General features: G+C 46.0%; 17 protein-coding genes and 2 other annotated features. Of the genes, 9 read left to right on the plus strand and 8 right to left on the minus strand.

Annotated elements, in window-relative coordinates; genetic code table 11:
• The first annotated feature begins 37 nt into the window (after positions 1 to 37).
• The gene (locus tag GK047_RS13545; RefSeq protein WP_163947229.1) at positions 38 to 637 is read left to right on the plus strand and encodes a nitroreductase family protein; all 600 of its coding nucleotides are present in this window, start codon (positions 38 to 40) and stop codon (positions 635 to 637) included.
• A gap of 118 nt (positions 638 to 755) precedes the next feature.
• On the opposite strand, the gene GK047_RS13550 is transcribed toward GK047_RS13545, so the two are convergent.
• The 7 genes from GK047_RS13550 to GK047_RS13580 form a co-directional block, all read right to left on the minus strand.
• A complete protein-coding gene (locus GK047_RS13550) occupies positions 756 to 1,634 on the minus strand; it encodes a metal ABC transporter permease (protein WP_163947232.1) in 879 nt (292 codons plus the stop codon).
• A complete protein-coding gene (locus GK047_RS13555) occupies positions 1,631 to 2,560 on the minus strand; it encodes a metal ABC transporter permease (RefSeq protein WP_163947851.1) in 930 nt (309 codons plus the stop codon). Before GK047_RS13555 ends, GK047_RS13550 begins: the two co-directional genes overlap by 4 nt.
• 17 nt (positions 2,561 to 2,577) lie before the next feature.
• Positions 2,578 to 3,342, minus strand: a complete 765-nt coding sequence (locus GK047_RS13560) for a metal ABC transporter ATP-binding protein (RefSeq protein ID WP_163947235.1) — start codon at positions 3,340 to 3,342, stop codon at positions 2,578 to 2,580.
• Between the two features lie 24 nt (positions 3,343 to 3,366).
• Positions 3,367 to 4,332, minus strand: a complete 966-nt coding sequence (locus GK047_RS13565; protein ID WP_163947238.1) for a metal ABC transporter solute-binding protein, Zn/Mn family — start codon at positions 4,330 to 4,332, stop codon at positions 3,367 to 3,369.
• 522 nt (positions 4,333 to 4,854) lie between these two features.
• The gene (gene arsC, locus GK047_RS13570) at positions 4,855 to 5,277 is read right to left on the minus strand and encodes an arsenate reductase (thioredoxin) (RefSeq protein WP_163947240.1); all 423 of its coding nucleotides are present in this window, start codon (positions 5,275 to 5,277) and stop codon (positions 4,855 to 4,857) included.
• A gap of 26 nt (positions 5,278 to 5,303) precedes the next feature.
• A complete protein-coding gene (locus GK047_RS13575; protein WP_163947243.1) occupies positions 5,304 to 6,596 on the minus strand; it encodes an arsenic transporter in 1,293 nt (430 codons plus the stop codon).
• A gap of 50 nt (positions 6,597 to 6,646) precedes the next feature.
• A complete protein-coding gene (locus GK047_RS13580) occupies positions 6,647 to 6,970 on the minus strand; it encodes an ArsR/SmtB family transcription factor (RefSeq protein ID WP_163947248.1) in 324 nt (107 codons plus the stop codon).
• 167 nt (positions 6,971 to 7,137) lie between these two features.
• On the opposite strand from GK047_RS13580, the gene GK047_RS13585 reads away from it, so the two are divergent.
• A complete protein-coding gene (locus GK047_RS13585) occupies positions 7,138 to 8,088 on the plus strand; it encodes an ATP-dependent DNA ligase (protein ID WP_163947250.1) in 951 nt (316 codons plus the stop codon).
• A gap of 90 nt (positions 8,089 to 8,178) precedes the next feature.
• Here GK047_RS13585 and ku read toward each other — a convergent pair whose 3' ends face one another.
• On the minus strand, positions 8,179 to 9,060 hold the full coding sequence (gene ku, locus GK047_RS13590; RefSeq protein ID WP_163947253.1) for a non-homologous end joining protein Ku: 882 nt from the start codon (positions 9,058 to 9,060) through the stop codon (positions 8,179 to 8,181).
• Positions 9,061 to 9,215: 155 nt separating this feature from the next.
• Here ku and GK047_RS13595 point away from each other — a divergent pair, with 155 nt between their 5' ends.
• The 7 genes from GK047_RS13595 to GK047_RS13625 all read left to right on the plus strand — a co-directional run bounded on the left by GK047_RS13595 (position 9,216) and on the right by GK047_RS13625 (position 15,064).
• A complete protein-coding gene (locus GK047_RS13595; RefSeq protein ID WP_163947256.1) occupies positions 9,216 to 9,398 on the plus strand; it encodes a hypothetical protein in 183 nt (60 codons plus the stop codon).
• Between the two features lie 33 nt (positions 9,399 to 9,431).
• Positions 9,432 to 9,614: an H-type small acid-soluble spore protein gene (locus tag GK047_RS13600; RefSeq protein ID WP_163947259.1), complete on the plus strand. Its 183-nt coding sequence runs from the start codon at positions 9,432 to 9,434 to the stop codon at positions 9,612 to 9,614.
• A 122-nt stretch (positions 9,615 to 9,736) separates the two neighbouring features.
• Positions 9,737 to 10,228: a tRNA (adenosine(37)-N6)-threonylcarbamoyltransferase complex ATPase subunit type 1 TsaE gene (tsaE, locus tag GK047_RS13605; protein WP_163947854.1), complete on the plus strand. Its 492-nt coding sequence runs from the start codon at positions 9,737 to 9,739 to the stop codon at positions 10,226 to 10,228.
• Positions 10,225 to 11,073, plus strand: coding sequence for a tRNA (adenosine(37)-N6)-threonylcarbamoyltransferase complex dimerization subunit type 1 TsaB (tsaB, locus tag GK047_RS13610; protein WP_163947262.1), 849 nt, complete (start codon positions 10,225 to 10,227; stop codon positions 11,071 to 11,073). The genes tsaE and tsaB overlap by 4 nt, the downstream gene beginning before the upstream one ends.
• Before the next feature lie 2 nt (positions 11,074 to 11,075).
• Complete coding sequence (gene rimI / locus GK047_RS13615) at positions 11,076 to 11,588, plus strand: ribosomal protein S18-alanine N-acetyltransferase (RefSeq protein WP_163947265.1); 513 nt, start codon at positions 11,076 to 11,078, stop codon at positions 11,586 to 11,588.
• A gap of 22 nt (positions 11,589 to 11,610) precedes the next feature.
• Complete coding sequence (gene tsaD, locus GK047_RS13620; protein WP_240343948.1) at positions 11,611 to 12,672, plus strand: tRNA (adenosine(37)-N6)-threonylcarbamoyltransferase complex transferase subunit TsaD; 1,062 nt, start codon at positions 11,611 to 11,613, stop codon at positions 12,670 to 12,672.
• Between the two features lie 81 nt (positions 12,673 to 12,753).
• Positions 12,754 to 13,004, plus strand: a binding site (T-box leader).
• Positions 13,005 to 13,078: 74 nt separating this feature from the next.
• Positions 13,079 to 13,344: a binding site (T-box leader), on the plus strand.
• Positions 13,345 to 13,498: 154 nt separating this feature from the next.
• A complete protein-coding gene (locus tag GK047_RS13625) occupies positions 13,499 to 15,064 on the plus strand; it encodes a 2-isopropylmalate synthase (protein ID WP_163947271.1) in 1,566 nt (521 codons plus the stop codon).
• The last annotated feature ends 157 nt before the right edge of the window (positions 15,065 to 15,221 follow it).

Here is a 15,221-nt window from a genome sequence, read left to right on the forward strand (position 1 = left end):
AATATATATTATTTATACACACTGGAGGAATTCAAAGATGAGTAAACAATTTTTAGCAGCAGTAAAAGAAAGACGTACGTTTTATGGTTTGAGCAAAGAAACGGTCGTTTCAAACGAACGCATCCAAGAGATTGTTAATGAAGCAGTGAAATATACACCGTCCTCCTTCAATTCACAAAGTGCTAGAGTTGTTGTGTTGTTTGGTGAACAATCCGATAAATTGTGGAATATTACGAAAGAAACATTGAGAAAGATCGTTCCAGCAGAAAGCTTCGCGGCTACGGAAGAAAGAGTGAATGGTTTCGGAAACGGCTCTGGTACGGTATTGTTTTTTGAAGATCAAACAGTTGTGGAGAATCTTCAAGAAAAATTCGCAGCGTATGCAGCTAATTTCCCAATTTGGTCTAACCAATCTTCAGGTATGCTGCAATTCGTGATCTGGACAGCGTTGGAACAAGAGGGTCTTGGTGCTTCCCTACAACATTACAATCCGTTGATTGATGAAGAAGTGAAGGCGACTTGGAACCTTCCAAGCGAATGGAAGCTGATTGCACAATTACCTTTCGGTAAGCCGACGTTCACGCCAGGTGAGAAAGAGTTCCAACCGCTTGAAACTCGCGTGAAGTTTTTTCAATAAGATCGGTACTTTTATATAGGCGAAGTTATAAAAAGGTAGAGCTGCTTCCGATTCCGGAGCGGCTCTACCTTTTTCATCATTGATACCGGATAAGACCCATGCTTCTCTTGGGGATGAGCTATACCTTTTGAATCATTCGTCTTTGTTTGAAATTTCGCAAGATAACGCCATTCGAAGGCGAAAAGAGTAAGGCAAGTAGGAAGAGACCACCAGCAATACTGATCATACTGCCAGCGATTGATGCATCCAACACAAGCGCAACATAATAACCGAGGGCGGAGCTGCAGCAGCCGATGATGACACTGTAGATGATCATTCTACTCAATTTGTCCGTAAGCAGATAAGCTGTTGCCGGAGGGACGACCAGCATACCTACAACTAAAATGGCTCCTACACTTTCGAATGAAGCCACAGTACTCACCGATACAAGGCCCATAAGCAGGTAATGAAATAGTGCCACGGGTATGCCGACTGCTGCTGCCATGGCAGGATCAAATGAACAGATTTTTAACTGCTTATAAAATATGGAGATAACTAGGACGCTGAGCATTAGTGCAAGGCCGACTCCCCAAACAGCTTTCGGGCCGATGTCTACTCCAGCAAGTTGAATCGTATTCCAAGGAACGTAGGCGATTTCCCCGTACAGCACGCAATCGAGATCTAAGTCGATACTTCTCGTATACATACTAACCAGAAGAACTCCGACAGCGAAGAGTGCAGTAAACACCACGCCGATTGACGCATCGGACTGCACACCGCTTTGATGGAACAATTGAATGAGGAACACGGTAATCAGCCCAAGTGCTGCCGCGCCAAGCAGCATAAATAACGAATCTCTTGATCCACTGATTAGAAAAGCGATTACGATACCCGGAAGGACGGAGTGGCTAATCGCATCACCGATCATTGCCATTTTACGAAGCACGAGAAAGCAGCCTACAATTCCACAAGCGCTAGCAACAAGAGCGCCAGTTAAAATGATCCATACGGTACTCATATGGCTTCCCCCTTCTGCTCGACTTGAAGAAGCGCTGCTGTTTCTTCGCCCTTGATTTTGTGTCGAGCCGATAGGTGGAGCCATAGCTTGGACAATATGCCTCGCCGTGGAGAGGCTACAACTGAAATTAGGAAGAGGGAAGTGGAGGCGAGAACGGTCAACGGGCCGGTAGGCAAATGATTACCATTTGCGCTGATGAATGTACCAACTAAACCGCTAAGGGCTCCGAAAAATCCTGAAAGCACGACCATGATACCTAATCTTTCCGTCCAATATCTTGCTGATACGGCAGGGGTAATTAGGAGGGCCGCCATCAGCACGACACCTACAGCTTGAATCCCGACGACGACCGCGATGACGAGGAGGAACATAATGAATTGGTCTAAAAAAGCAACGGGGTAACCTAATCCTCGTGCAAATCCAGGATCAAAACTGAGGAGCTTGAACTCCTTAAACAGCAGGGTGCAGACGCTTATTAATATGATAGAAATGACGGCCATAATCTTGACGTCAGACAGCATCATGGAAGCGGCTTGGCCGAATAAGAATTTATCCAAACCGCTTTGATTACCGTTGCCACTATGCTGGATTTGTGTCAATAATACGATCCCTAAGCCGAAGAATACGGAAAGCACAATAGCCAAAGCAGAATCCTGCTTTATTTTCGTATTTCGAGTGATATAGCCGATCCCGAAGGTCGCCGCAATACCAGCTGTAGCAGCTCCGATTAGAAACAAGACAATGGATTTGGAGCCGCTAAGCATGAAGGCGATGCAAACGCCTGGAAGGGCTGCGTGGGATAAAGCATCACCCATCAAAGATTGTTTGCGCAAATAGGCAAAGCTTCCAATCACACCGCTGCTTAAACCGAGCAGCATACAGCCAAGAAGGATCCACTGTGTATTCGGATCCAGAATGACGTTCATCCAATCCAACAAATGTATCACCTCGCGTTCATGATCATGGCAGATTGGTCATCGTGGTCTAGGATTGCTAACCTTCCGCCATAAGTTTGTTGTAGTTTGTCTGCGGTGAAGGTTTGCTCCACAGGACCGAACGCGAGGAGTTGAACGTTTAATAACATGACCCAATCGAAATATTCTTTGACCGTGGATAAGTCATGATGGACGACAAGAACGGTTTTTCCTTGTGTTTTCAATTCACCTAGCAGTGTAATGATAGCTTTTTCTGTGGCTGCATCAACGCCTACAAACGGCTCATCCATAACGTACAGCTTGGCATCTTGAGCTAGTGCTCTTGCAAGGAAAATCCGCTGCTGTTGCCCACCCGAAAGCTGGCTAATCTGTCGGTCTGCGAAATCCGTCATCCCCACTTTGGCTAGGCATTCCATAGCGATCCTTTTCTCTGTATGGCCGGGACGTTTGAACCAGCCTAGATGACCGTAGCGGCCCATCATCACTACATCGAGTGCATTCGTAGGGAAATCCCAATCGACGGATTCACGTTGGGGTACATAGCCTACCGATCTGCGCTGCTCGGCATAAGGTTTTCCATAGATGGACACTTTGCCAGATAGACGGGGGATCAGTCCAAGAGCCGCTTTAATTAACGTGGATTTCCCTGCTCCATTTGGCCCCACGATGCCGATCAGCTTCCCCTCCGGTACCTCGAAGCTAACACCACGAAGCACCGGTTTTTTTTGATAAGCAACGGATAGATTGTGAATTTTTAAAGGACTTGTATGCATGAAGATCTTCTCCTTATATCCAAATTAATTGAGCGCGTTCACAATCGTTTCTACATTGTGTCGAACCATACCGATGTAAGTTCCTTCCTGAGTGCCGGCTTCTCCCATAGCATCCGAGAATAGCTCACCTCCGATTATTAGCAAATGTCCTTTCTCTTTGGCGCCTTGAATAACGGCGTCAATGGCCTTACGGGGGATACTGGACTCAATAAAAACAGCTTTGATCTTATTCTCGACCAAATAATCTCGCAAATCGATTACATCTTTGGTGCCTGCTTCCGAAGCAGTGCTTATGCCTTGCAGCCCCATGACTTTTACGCCATAAGCGTCACCGAAATAGCCAAATGCATCGTGCGCGGTAACAAGTATACGACTTTGCTCTGGTAGTGTGCTGATTTTATCAGTCACTTCCTGGTGCAGTACCTTCAATTGATTCAGATAAGCTTCGGCATTTGTGCGGTATTCTTCGGCATTGGCGGGATCATGCTTGATCAGCGTATCGCGAATCGACTCCGTAGCGGCTATCCAGTGTCTGACATCGAACCAAATGTGAGGATCAAACTCGGTTTCCATTTGGGCACCAGATCTCAGTTTTGAGCGGTCGATGTTGTTCGATACGGCCACCGTTATTTTTTTCTTGCTCATGTTCTCCAAAATTTCAATCATTTTCCCTTCTAAGTGCAAACCGTTGTAAAAAATGATATCCGCTTTATCCAGCTTCGCAATATCGCCTTGAGATGCTTTATACAAGTGAGGGTCTACCCCTGCTTTCATGAGTCCTGTTACTTCCACATGCGTCCCGCCGACTTGCCCCACGACATCAGTAATCATGCCTATTGTAGTTGTTACTTTGATCTTCCCTGCGGTATCGGATGAAATCGTAGGGGTCTCCCTACAAGCGGATATGACGACTAAACAACCAATGAAGATTAAAGTAAGGAATAGCCGATGAACCGAACCGCTCAATCTTGATTTTGTTAACATGCGCATCTCTGAATAGCTCCTTGTCTGAGTTTGATTTTGAAAAACGATTATCATTTTGCTTTGTAGGGGAATGTTCTTTCCTTTGGACAATTTTTTTTCCCTAAGGCAAAAAAAGAAATAAAAAAAGGGTGTTTTTTTTCTTTTATCCACGATGTTATCCTACTACAAAATAATTTACTTAACAACACAAAATTGCATTAGGGAAAAATATAAATAGATTAAAAGACCTCAAAGAGGGCGGCGATTTGGCTGTAAACACTTCACTTAGTTACACTTATTTCAAAAATATCAATTCAATGCTTTTGCCTTTTTTTCAAGAGAATAGAGGATTCGAGACCTCATGATGGATCAGTGCGTTCTTCGGTCAGACTGTACAGTTTTGTCAGCGTTCAGCCTTAGCTTTGTGAAAAATAAAAGGCCTTCAGTTCGTAACTGTTGGCCTTTTATTTCGGCGTTCATACTTAAAAGCATAGAAGCCCTTCAGCAAAATGCTTGCCAGGGCCGCATAACAAGGATGGATTGTTGAATCTATTTACCTTCCTTCACAAATTGCTGGATTCGGCTCTTGATAGCGTCGCGCACCTCACCGAATTTGGCAGTAACTTCTTCTATGGTTCCCGTTGCCTTTGCTGGATCATCAAAGCCCCAGTGCCATCTTTCAGCCTTATCGTTACGAACAACCGGGCAGTTATCGTTAGCATGTCCGCACAACGTAATGATGTAATCTGCTTGGCTTAAAGTCTCGGGATCAATTACATCAGATGTATGAGTTGAGATATCGATGCCTGCTTCTTGCATGGTTGCAACGGCTCGCGGATTCAATCCGTGGGCCTCCAACCCTGCGCTTTTCACCTCATACTTATCGCCTCCATACGCTTTCAAAAATCCATCAGCCATTTGGCTGCGGCAAGAGTTTCCTGTGCAAAGAAAATAAACGATTTTTTTGTCCATGTTAATTACCATCTCCTTAAGTTTGATTAAGCAACTACGTTTAACCAGAGGTACAAGCCGATTAATGTAATCAGTAACGTGGGAAGGGTAAGGAGAATACCGATTTTAAAATAATAACCCCATGTTATATTCACGCCTTTTTTGGCTAGTACATGAAGCCATAATAAAGTTGCTAATGAGCCGATCGGTGTAATTTTAGGGCCTAAATCGGAGCCAATTATATTCGCATAAATGAGCGCTTCACGAATGATCCCGTCGGTATGAGTACCTTGGATAGCCAGCGCATCGATCAGGACGGTCGGCATATTATTCATGATCGAGGAGAGACCAGCTGCTAAAAATCCCATTCCGATGGTGGCTACAAGCAAACCTTGAGAGGCAAACGATTCAATCAGCCCCCCAAGAGCAGCGGTTAGTCCGGCATTTTTCAAACCATACACGACAACATACATCCCGATGGAAAAAATAACGACAGCCCAGGGCGCATCTTTAATGACTTTTTTCGTTTCAATGACTTTGCTGGATCGAGCAGCTAGCATGAAAATAAGTGCAGCGGCGCCTGCCAGGATCGAAACAGGGATATTAATAAATCCACTGATCAAGTAAGCAACTACCAGAATGCTAAGAATTATCCAAGATAGTCGGAAAAGTCTCAGATCTTTGATTGCTTCTGATGGTTTTTTAAGCTGAGCTAAATCGTAGCTTTGAGGGATATCTTTTCGGAAAAATAGAAACAAAACGAGTAAACTTGCTGCTAATGAGAAAATGCTCGTAACGAACATTCGACTTGCATAAGTGACAAAATCAATCCCGAAAAAATCAGCAGAAACAATGTTCACTAAGTTACTAACAATTAAGGGAAGGGAAGTCGTATCTGCGATAAAACCACTTGCCATGATGAAGGGAAGAATCATTTTATCGGGGAATTTCAAGGCCCGAACCATGGCTAACACGATAGGTGTTAAAATGAGCGCTGCGCCATCATTAGCGAAAAGCGCCGCGACGGCTGCTCCGAGCAGGATGACAAAGGTAAACATGATCTTTCCATTGCCTTTGGCGATGCGCGCCATATGCAAGGCTGACCATTCAAAGAAACCAATGTCGTCTAGAATCAGAGAAATGAGAATAATCGCAACAAATGCCAAAGTGGCATTCCACACAATGCCTGTAACGGTAACGACATCATGTAGAGAAACTACTTGGAAGAGGAGGGCTAGAATCGCGCCTCCCGATGCTGACCATCCGATATTTAGACCTCTAGGCTGCCAGATTACAAATGTTAGCGTAAGTAAGAAGATGATAACTGCTAAATAAACCATATGTTCCTCCTAATTAAGAGCATTGCGATAATAAAGCTTTCGTATGTGTGCTAATCGCAACAACCCCGTTGTTCGCAGGATAAGCTGTCAACTTTGTCCTTCTGCGAAGGGAGAACATGAAAAAACTCATGTAAATAGGGTTTGTCTTCCACATTTATCGAGTAATAAACCCACTGACCTCTCTTGGCTTCCTTGACCAAGCCCCCATCTTTTAGCTTTCGCATATGCTGGCTAACATTAGGCTGGCTGGTTTTCATGATCTCAACGATTTCACAAACGCAGAGCTCGCGTTCCTTTAGAAGGCAAAGAATTGTGAGTCTCATTTTATCCCCGAGCAGCTTGCAGATATCGGCCAACTTCTCAATTTCAACCATTCGTTATGCACTCCTTAATAAAGAGGTTCCTTTAAAAATCATTATATAATTATTTGATTATATAAAGAAAGTTAAGGAATTGTAAATGGCTAGTTAACGTATTCGGTTAGCCTCATTAGGGAGCAGTGAATTGGGAATAATGAGTTTAAAAACGTATCGAGGGTGTCATGACAATAAACCCGATTATTCCTTTTGAACCTGTCGTCGCCAAGGAATTCCCCCATGGGGAGAAATGGATCGCCCAAATAAAATGGGATGGGGTGAGAATGTTAAGTTATTTCGACGGTACACAAATCAAACTTGTGAATCGAAGGTTAAATAACCGTACGTTACAATACCCGGAGCTCCTAAATCCAGCAAGATACTGCAAGGCTTCGTCCTTTATTCTTGATGGTGAAATTATCGCTATAGGCGACGGTAAACCATCGTTCCATGAAGTGATGAAACGAGATAGCTTGCGCAGCGCTATGAGCATTGAACGAGGCGTAAAGCAGACACAAGTCAGCTATATGATTTTTGATGTGTTATTTTGTAATGGTTCATGGGTGTTGGATCGTCCCCTTGAAGAGCGGCAACAAATTCTTGAGCAAATGATTATTCCGCAAAACGATGTTCAGCTTGTGCCGAATTTTACGGACGCGGAAGCCTTATACAGCCTAATGAAAAGTCATCAGATGGAGGGAATTGTATATAAAGATTTGAAAAGCACTTATTTAATCGATGGAAAGGACAAGAGGTGGCAGAAACGGAAAATACTGCATGACCTATTTGCCGTAGTAGGCGGTGTGACGCATAGAGGAAAGATCGTCAATTCTTTATTGCTTGGCTTGTATGATGAGAAGGGGCGCTTTGTCTATATTGGGCATGCGGGTACGGGGAAAATGAGCAATCAAGCGTGGAGAAGCTTGACTGCTCAGATTCAGCCTTTAATTACATCAACGAAACCATTTATCAATGAGCCCGAACGAAGTAAAGATGCGGTTTGGTTGGAAGCCCAGATCGTTGTGAAGGTGCAATTTCTGGAATGGACGGCAGGGGGAACGATGCGACAGCCAAGTATTCAAGCAATCATGGAATTCCCTGTGAATCAGTGCACATTCTCGCAGGCTCGGAGTTGATTGCTACTCCAAAAGCACCCCAAAACAGAAAAACACCCACTGACTGGGAGACAGGAGTGGGGGATGTGATAAAGGGAGTGACTACAGTGACTACGTCACTTTTTCTTTTATCTTCTCTTTTTTAGCTCTTGCTTTCGGTTTTTTTACCTCTACGACGCTTGCGTCCGGCTCAAGCATCACGGTGCTAAAATCAACTGTATCTTTTGGCTTTGTAGCATCGAGGCTTGCTTGCAGCGCAGCCATGAGATCAATCACGCTCGTTTTCTGTAACTCAGGCGCGGATTGCACCTCTTCACCGGCAATTTTATGTTCAATGGCCTCCATCAACCGGCCGCGGTATTCGTCTTTATATTTTTCTGGCTCAAAAGGCGTCGATAGCTGATTGATCAGCATTTTCGCCATATCAAGCTCTCGATCGCTCACATTAATCTGTTCCGGAAGATTAGGGACTTGACTGATCGGTCGAATTTCATCGGGATAGAAAATGGTTTCCATAGCCAAGCAGTTATCGATGACACGTATTGCCGCTAGTGAGCTTTTGGAGCGAATGGATACTTTGGAGATACCAATTTTGCCGGACTGCTTCATGGATTCAAGCAATAAGCTGTATGCGCCAGAACCTGTTTCACCAGGCCCAAGATAATAAGTCTTATGAAAGTATACCGGATCAATATCCGTCAAGTTGACAAAATCTAAGATCTTAATTTCCTTATTAGCTTCCCCGGAGATAGTCTCCAGCTCATCTTTTTCGAAAATGACAAATCGTCCAGGCTCGTATTCATAGCCTTTAGATATTTCGTCCCATTCTACTTCCTTCTCGCAAGTATTGCATTTCCTCACATAGGCCAGAGGTGTTATACACGTTTTGTGAATATAACGCATCGAAATATCCTTATCTTCCGTTGCCGAAAACATTTTTACGGGGACATGAACAAGCCCGAAACTAATGGCGCCTTTCCATACAGTATGCATCTATAGATCCCTCCCAACTACCTAGATTTCATTAGTATTCTCTTAATGAATTTCATTTATACGACAGGTAATAAGAGAATGCTTTTTGAAAAGCAAGGGAACCTTAATGATGGCACTTTCACATTACCAATCACACAGGTAAGGAGGGATTCAGGATGGCACAAGATTCGAATGCAGCGGAAGATGCAAACCACCAAGGACAAGAAAACTATTTCATGGACATTGATCGTATGATTAATGAAGGTCTAGGCGGCGGTAACGTCACCCTACACAATGGATTAATTGAATCCTCGACAACGGATACCATGGATCATCCAGAATCTGTAACGGGCGATTAAGTAAGTTGGCTTAGGAAGGAGACCAGGACCTTTATGAACGTACATCGCGCTCAAGAGATTTTGGCAGCGGATGTGAAGATTGACGTTGAGCTAAACGGCTTGCCGGTTTGGATTGATAGCGTTGATTCGGCAAAAGCGTTGGCTAAAGTTCATGCCGAAGAAAATCCGGCCGATGCCCGCACGGTATCCGTCCAAGAGCTAGAGGAAGTCCACTAGTCAAATGTATGAACGAGAAGCCTACCCTGATCGATAAAGGGTGGGCTTTTTTCCGTAGAGAGTTGATGTTGCAGGGACGCGAGGACTATAATAGGAGCAGCACGCGCAAACGGAAGAAAGGGATGAGATCACTGACTCAATCCACCTATACGTATCACTCCTCACATGAGGAGGACACAGATCGGCTGGGTAAGCTGCTTGCTGCATATATGATGCCAGGAGCGGTACTTACACTGGATGGCGATCTTGGGGCGGGAAAAACGAGATTCTCGCAAGGGTTCGCAAGAGCAATAGGAGTAACAGATATCGTAAATTCGCCAACCTTTACAATTGTGAAAGAATACGAGGGAGCTGAGCTCCCTTTCTATCATATGGACATGTACCGCATTTCACAAATGGAGGCAGATGATCTAGGGCTGGAAGATTACTTTTACGGCGCAGGCGTGACGCTGATTGAATGGTCAAGCTTGATTGAAGATTTGCTGCCCTCCGAAAGATTGTCGATTACAATTGCCCATCACGGTGAGCAAGCAAGACGATTTCATCTAACCCCACATGGGGAGCTCTACCAGCAATGGTGTGCGCAAATGAAGGAGAACGGACATTTACGATGACAGAATCAACTTTAACGCACAAAACACGACTTTTAGCCATCGATACATCCACTTCTTCGATGACCGTAGCGATACTACAAGATGGTGAATTGATTGGGGAACTCAGCTCTCATGCTGAAAAGAACCACTCTATCGGACTTCTTCCTGATATTCGGAAGCTCCTGAACAGCTTAGATCTTAAGCCCAAGGACCTGAGTGCTGTTGCGATCGGGCAAGGTCCAGGTTCTTACACGGGAGTTCGGATCGGAGTTTCCGTAGCCAAAACATTGGCTTGGTCATTAGGGCTTGATCTGATTGGTGTATCCAGCTTGGAAGCGATGGCGCTTGGTGGAAGCCTTAAGGATTCAGAAGCTCAAGGAAGCGGAAGCAGGGTGAGGTGGGTTATTCCGCTCATGGACGCCAGACGCAAGCAGGCCTTCACCGCTGTTTATGAAGCGTCAGGAGTTGTAAACGTAAATTCAAATTTAGCATGGCGCACGGTTCTGCCTGACGGCATCCGTGTCATGGAGCCTTGGACGGAACAATTACTTGCTTTAGCGACAAGTGCTGAACTGCGTCAACAATTGACAGACATTCCGGGACTAGGAGTACCGGAAGAGATCATTTTCGTCGGCGAGACGGCAGGATTCGCAGATCAAATTGATCGGTTTACGCAGCAATGGACAGGCATTGTTCGGACACTGCCTTACGCTATTGAAGGGCAATTCATTGGGCATCTGGCTAATGAGCGTCTGAAACAGGGACAGAAAGATGTGACTCATACCTTCGTTCCCAATTACACACAGCTTCCAGAGGCAGAAGTGAATTATTTAGCGAAGCAAAAACAGCTGAAAGGGGAGAACTGATCATGGAGCAACAGCATCAAGCTTATATTGCGGAAACTTCGTTGGTGTTCCGTTCCATGCGTCTGGAAGATATCCCTTTTATTTGTGAAATTGAGCAGGAAGCTTTCACAACGCCTTGGACAGAAGGCGCTTTTCATAATGAACTGACGAACAATCAATTTGCTAGTTATATGGTAATGGATATTGAGGGTGAAGTGGCCGGTTATGGCGGTATGTGGCTCATTATGGAGGAAGCTCACGTCACGAACGTAGCCGTTCGTGATTCCTATAGAGGCCGTAAGCTTGGAGAGCGCCTGCTTAGCGAATTGATGCGGACCGCTACATTCCTTGGGGCTTTTCGCATGACACTTGAAGTAAGAGCTTCTAATTATGTGGCTCAAAATCTGTATGAAAAGCTTGGCTTCCGCTCCGTCGGTGTCCGCAAAGGCTACTATACGGATAACCGCGAGGATGCCATTATTATGTGGGCGGATCTGCCTAAGTCCAAGAGCAGAAAGGATAGTCTCGAAGACTGAGACCGTAGAACAGGTGAAGAAGTTGACTAATCAAACACAACAATCAGAACTAACCGGCTATAAACAATCAACGAAACCTGTCTATATTTTGGCGATTGAAACAAGCTGTGATGAGACGTCTGTCTCCATTGTGGAAAATGGCAAGATAATTCGCTCAAACGTGATTTCGAGCCAGATCGAAACCCATCAACGTTATGGTGGCGTTGTACCAGAGGTCGCTTCTCGCAAGCATGTGGAATCGATCACATGGATGATAGAGGAAGCGGTGGAGGAAGCTGGAGTGAAGATGGAGGAACTGTCTGCTATCGCAGTGACGGAAGGGCCGGGACTTATTGGGGCCTTGCTGGTCGGTGTGGTAGCAGGTAAAGCGTTAGCCTTGGCATTGGACCTTCCGCTCATTGGCGTCCATCATATCGCCGGCCATATTTATGCCAATCAGCTCGTTCATGAGTTGGAGTACCCCCTCATCGCACTTGTTGTGTCCGGGGGACACACGGAGCTGATTCACATGGAAGGCCCCGGTCAATTTCGTATTATTGGCCGAACTCGCGATGATGCTGCAGGCGAAGCCTACGACAAGATTGCACGCGCTATGGGTCTACCATACCCCGGCGGACCGCATGTCGATCGGCTTGCACAGGAGGCCGATCATGCGATCACGCTTCCGCGCGCTTGGCTCGAAGCGGACTCTTACGACTTCAGCTTCAGCGGTTTGAAATCCGCTGTGCTGAACGTCGTGAACCAAGCCAAGATGCGCGGTGAGGCTGTGCAAACCGCACAGATCGCCAGAGGCTTCCAAGAATCAGTCATCGATGTTCTTGTTGAGAAAGCAAGCCGCGCCGTCCGAGAATTCGGTGCGAAACAGCTCCTGCTCGCTGGCGGCGTTGCCGCGAACAAAGGGCTTCGCAGCCGACTCGCGGAGCGCTGCGAGAAGCTGAATGTCCCGCTGCTTGTGCCTCCACTAGGCCTTTGTACGGACAACGCAGCCATGATTGCGGCTGCCGCTTTCCTGAAGTGGGACAAGCAGGAGTTTGATGAGCTGGACCTGAAAGCGGAACCGTTGTTGAAGCTTGAAGAATGGTAGACAAAGTGGGCCCGAAAAATAAATTTTCTGATAACTGCATTGACTTTATAAAAACAGCATATTATAATCACAATCAATACTTCAAACGCAACGAACGGGATTAGTAAGGAAGATCAGTTTCGCTCAGAGAGCTGCGCATTTGGTGAGAGCGCAGACGAAACGACACCTGAACTCGCCCGGGAGCGGTAAGACTGATTAGGATGCCAAGGATCCAGCACCCCAGTAGGTCTTGACGGTTGACCCCCGTGATCAGGTACATGAGTGGTTTCGAGTGTCAAAGCTCGGATCAATTAGAGTGGTACCGCGGAAGGCTCAAGCCTGTCGTCTCTTTTATAGAGATGGCAGGCTTTTTTGGTTGTTCTGAAACTAAACGTTCTGAAACAAATTAACTTACAAACCCTATAAATAAAACGCAATGAACAAGAGTAGTAAGGGCCTATTTGAACGGTACAGAAAGCTGCGGGATGATGCGACGCAGTCCGTGAACGCCCCGAACTCGCTTGGAAGCGGTCGTCCTGAGCAGTCAGTCCATATGACTATTAGGGATGAACGGTTGGCCTCCGTGATGAGGTGACATGGAGCGGGATGCCGCTCTGTGTCTGAGGTGGACTCCCTAACCAGAGGAGTCAACAAGAGTGGTACCGCGCTGGGTGAAGACCTGTCGTCTCTTTGATAGAGATGACGGGTCTTTTTTGCGTGGATTTAAGGTGCGCTAAAGGCAAATGGCTCACAGGGAAACATCGTATTATCGTACCCAGCAGGAGCAAAGTACTGAAAAAATGGCAAATAGGTCTAGTTTCACCCAAATTTGAGGAGGATGATTAAGATGGAAAACAACAATTACAGACGCATTCGCATTTTTGATACAACGCTGAGAGATGGAGAGCAAGCGCCAGGCGCATCCCTATATCCTGAGGAAAAAATTCGGATCGCTAGACAGCTGGCGAAAATGGGGGTAGACACCATTGAACCAGGCTTTCCGATTTCCAGTCCTGGCGATTTCCAAGCCGTTCAGCAAATTTCACGCGAGCTGCAAACGCTAGAAATATGCGGCTTTGCTCGGACGGTCAAGGAGGACATCGACGCTGCTGTGAAAGCAACGCAGGATGCTGCACAGCGCCGTATCCACATGTTCCTTTCATCCTCGGACATTCATCTTGACTTCCAGCTGCGCAAATCTCGCAGTCAAGTTGTAGAGATTGCTCGTTCGATGGTCGCTTATGCCAAACAATTTGTTGATCGAATCGAGTTCTCGCCGATGGATGCTACGCGTACGGGAGATGAATTCCTGTTTGAGGTTCTGGAAGCTGTTATTGCTGAAGGAGCAACGATTCTTAATATCCCGGATACGGTTGGTTACGCGCTTCCTGAGGAATACGGCGCTATGTTCCGACGAGTCCGGCAGAGCGTTCGTGGCGGAGATACGGTAGAATACAGCGCTCACTGCCATAATGATCTAGGCCTTGCCGTGGCGAACAGCTTAGCTGCGATAGCAGCAGGTGTGACACATGTGGAGGTGACCGTGAACGGGGTTGGTGAACGCGCAGGGAACTGTTCACTGGAGGAATTGGTTATGGCGATTGAAACTCGTAAACAAACGATGGGCGTTGAAACCGGAATCGTCATGAATGAGGTGTTCAACACCTCGAAGATGGTCAGCCGCATTATGGGCTTCCCAATTGCTTATAACAAGCCAATCGTTGGCCGTAACGCGTTTCAACATGAAGCAGGTATTCATCAAGATGGCTTGCTGAAGAACCGCAATACGTATGAAATTATGGATCCAGAGAAACTGGGTATTCCGCGGTCCATGATTATTCTAGGCAAGCACTCTGGTCGCCATGCGCTGAAGCATCGCGTCGGGCAGTTCGGTGTGGAGATGACGGGTGAAGAGCTGGAAGCTCTGTACACACGTTTCAAAGTGAAAGCGGATGAACAGAAGATCGTCACTGACGATCAATTGATGGAACTTGTGGGGTCTACAATTGAAGGCCAAATGGAAGCCTTCACCTTGACGCATGTACAAGTGGTAAGCAGCAGTGATCGGGATCGTGTAGCTTCCGTTTCTGTTCGCAACAATCAGACAGGTGAGGAAAAGGCTTACTCAGGAACAGGTGAAGGTCCGATCGAAGCAATTATTCAAAGCTTGAGACAAGCGATACCGATGGAAGTTGACTTCTCAGATTTGGAGCTGCATTCGCTATCCACAGGTGAAAGAGCAACGGGAGAAGCGGAAGTTACGATTTCCATTAACGGTCAAACTTACAAAAACACGGGAATTGACCAAGATGTGCTAGTCGCTGTAGCCAAGGCATTCGTGTCGGCTTGCAATCAAGCGGCTCGCATGCAGAGCGAATCCGCACGGCAAGCTGAAGCTTCATCAGCCTCCTGATTTAAATTGTATGAAAACTTAGATATATACATGGCATGTGTGCAAGGTTATACACACGGCCTGTGGATAATGTGCATAACTATAGTAAAGTCACAATTACCAACGGTTCTAGAACCTTGTATAAAAGAATAACTTTTTCATATTTTTTTGTGGACAA

This window comes from Paenibacillus sp. SYP-B3998, from assembly GCF_010820665.1.
Lineage (GTDB): Bacteria > Bacillota > Bacilli > Paenibacillales > NBRC-103111 > Paenibacillus_E.

Coding starts and splice junctions, on each gene's coding strand:
- GK047_RS13545 (WP_163947229.1), top strand. CDS start 38: ATGAGTAAACAATTTTTAGCAGCAGTAAAAGAAAGACGTACGTTTTAT.
- GK047_RS13550 (WP_163947232.1), bottom strand. CDS start 1,634: ATGAGTACCGTATGGATCATTTTAACTGGCGCTCTTGTTGCTAGCGCT.
- GK047_RS13555 (WP_163947851.1), bottom strand. CDS start 2,560: ATGAACGTCATTCTGGATCCGAATACACAGTGGATCCTTCTTGGCTGT.
- GK047_RS13560 (WP_163947235.1), bottom strand. CDS start 3,342: ATGCATACAAGTCCTTTAAAAATTCACAATCTATCCGTTGCTTATCAA.
- GK047_RS13565 (WP_163947238.1), bottom strand. CDS start 4,332: ATGCGCATGTTAACAAAATCAAGATTGAGCGGTTCGGTTCATCGGCTA.
- arsC (WP_163947240.1), bottom strand. CDS start 5,277: ATGGACAAAAAAATCGTTTATTTTCTTTGCACAGGAAACTCTTGCCGC.
- GK047_RS13575 (WP_163947243.1), bottom strand. CDS start 6,596: ATGGTTTATTTAGCAGTTATCATCTTCTTACTTACGCTAACATTTGTA.
- GK047_RS13580 (WP_163947248.1), bottom strand. CDS start 6,970: ATGGTTGAAATTGAGAAGTTGGCCGATATCTGCAAGCTGCTCGGGGAT.
- GK047_RS13585 (WP_163947250.1), top strand. CDS start 7,138: ATGACAATAAACCCGATTATTCCTTTTGAACCTGTCGTCGCCAAGGAA.
- ku (WP_163947253.1), bottom strand. CDS start 9,060: ATGCATACTGTATGGAAAGGCGCCATTAGTTTCGGGCTTGTTCATGTC.
- GK047_RS13595 (WP_163947256.1), top strand. CDS start 9,216: ATGGCACAAGATTCGAATGCAGCGGAAGATGCAAACCACCAAGGACAA.
- GK047_RS13600 (WP_163947259.1), top strand. CDS start 9,432: ATGAACGTACATCGCGCTCAAGAGATTTTGGCAGCGGATGTGAAGATT.
- tsaE (WP_163947854.1), top strand. CDS start 9,737: ATGAGATCACTGACTCAATCCACCTATACGTATCACTCCTCACATGAG.
- tsaB (WP_163947262.1), top strand. CDS start 10,225: ATGACAGAATCAACTTTAACGCACAAAACACGACTTTTAGCCATCGAT.
- rimI (WP_163947265.1), top strand. CDS start 11,076: ATGGAGCAACAGCATCAAGCTTATATTGCGGAAACTTCGTTGGTGTTC.
- GK047_RS13625 (WP_163947271.1), top strand. CDS start 13,499: ATGGAAAACAACAATTACAGACGCATTCGCATTTTTGATACAACGCTG.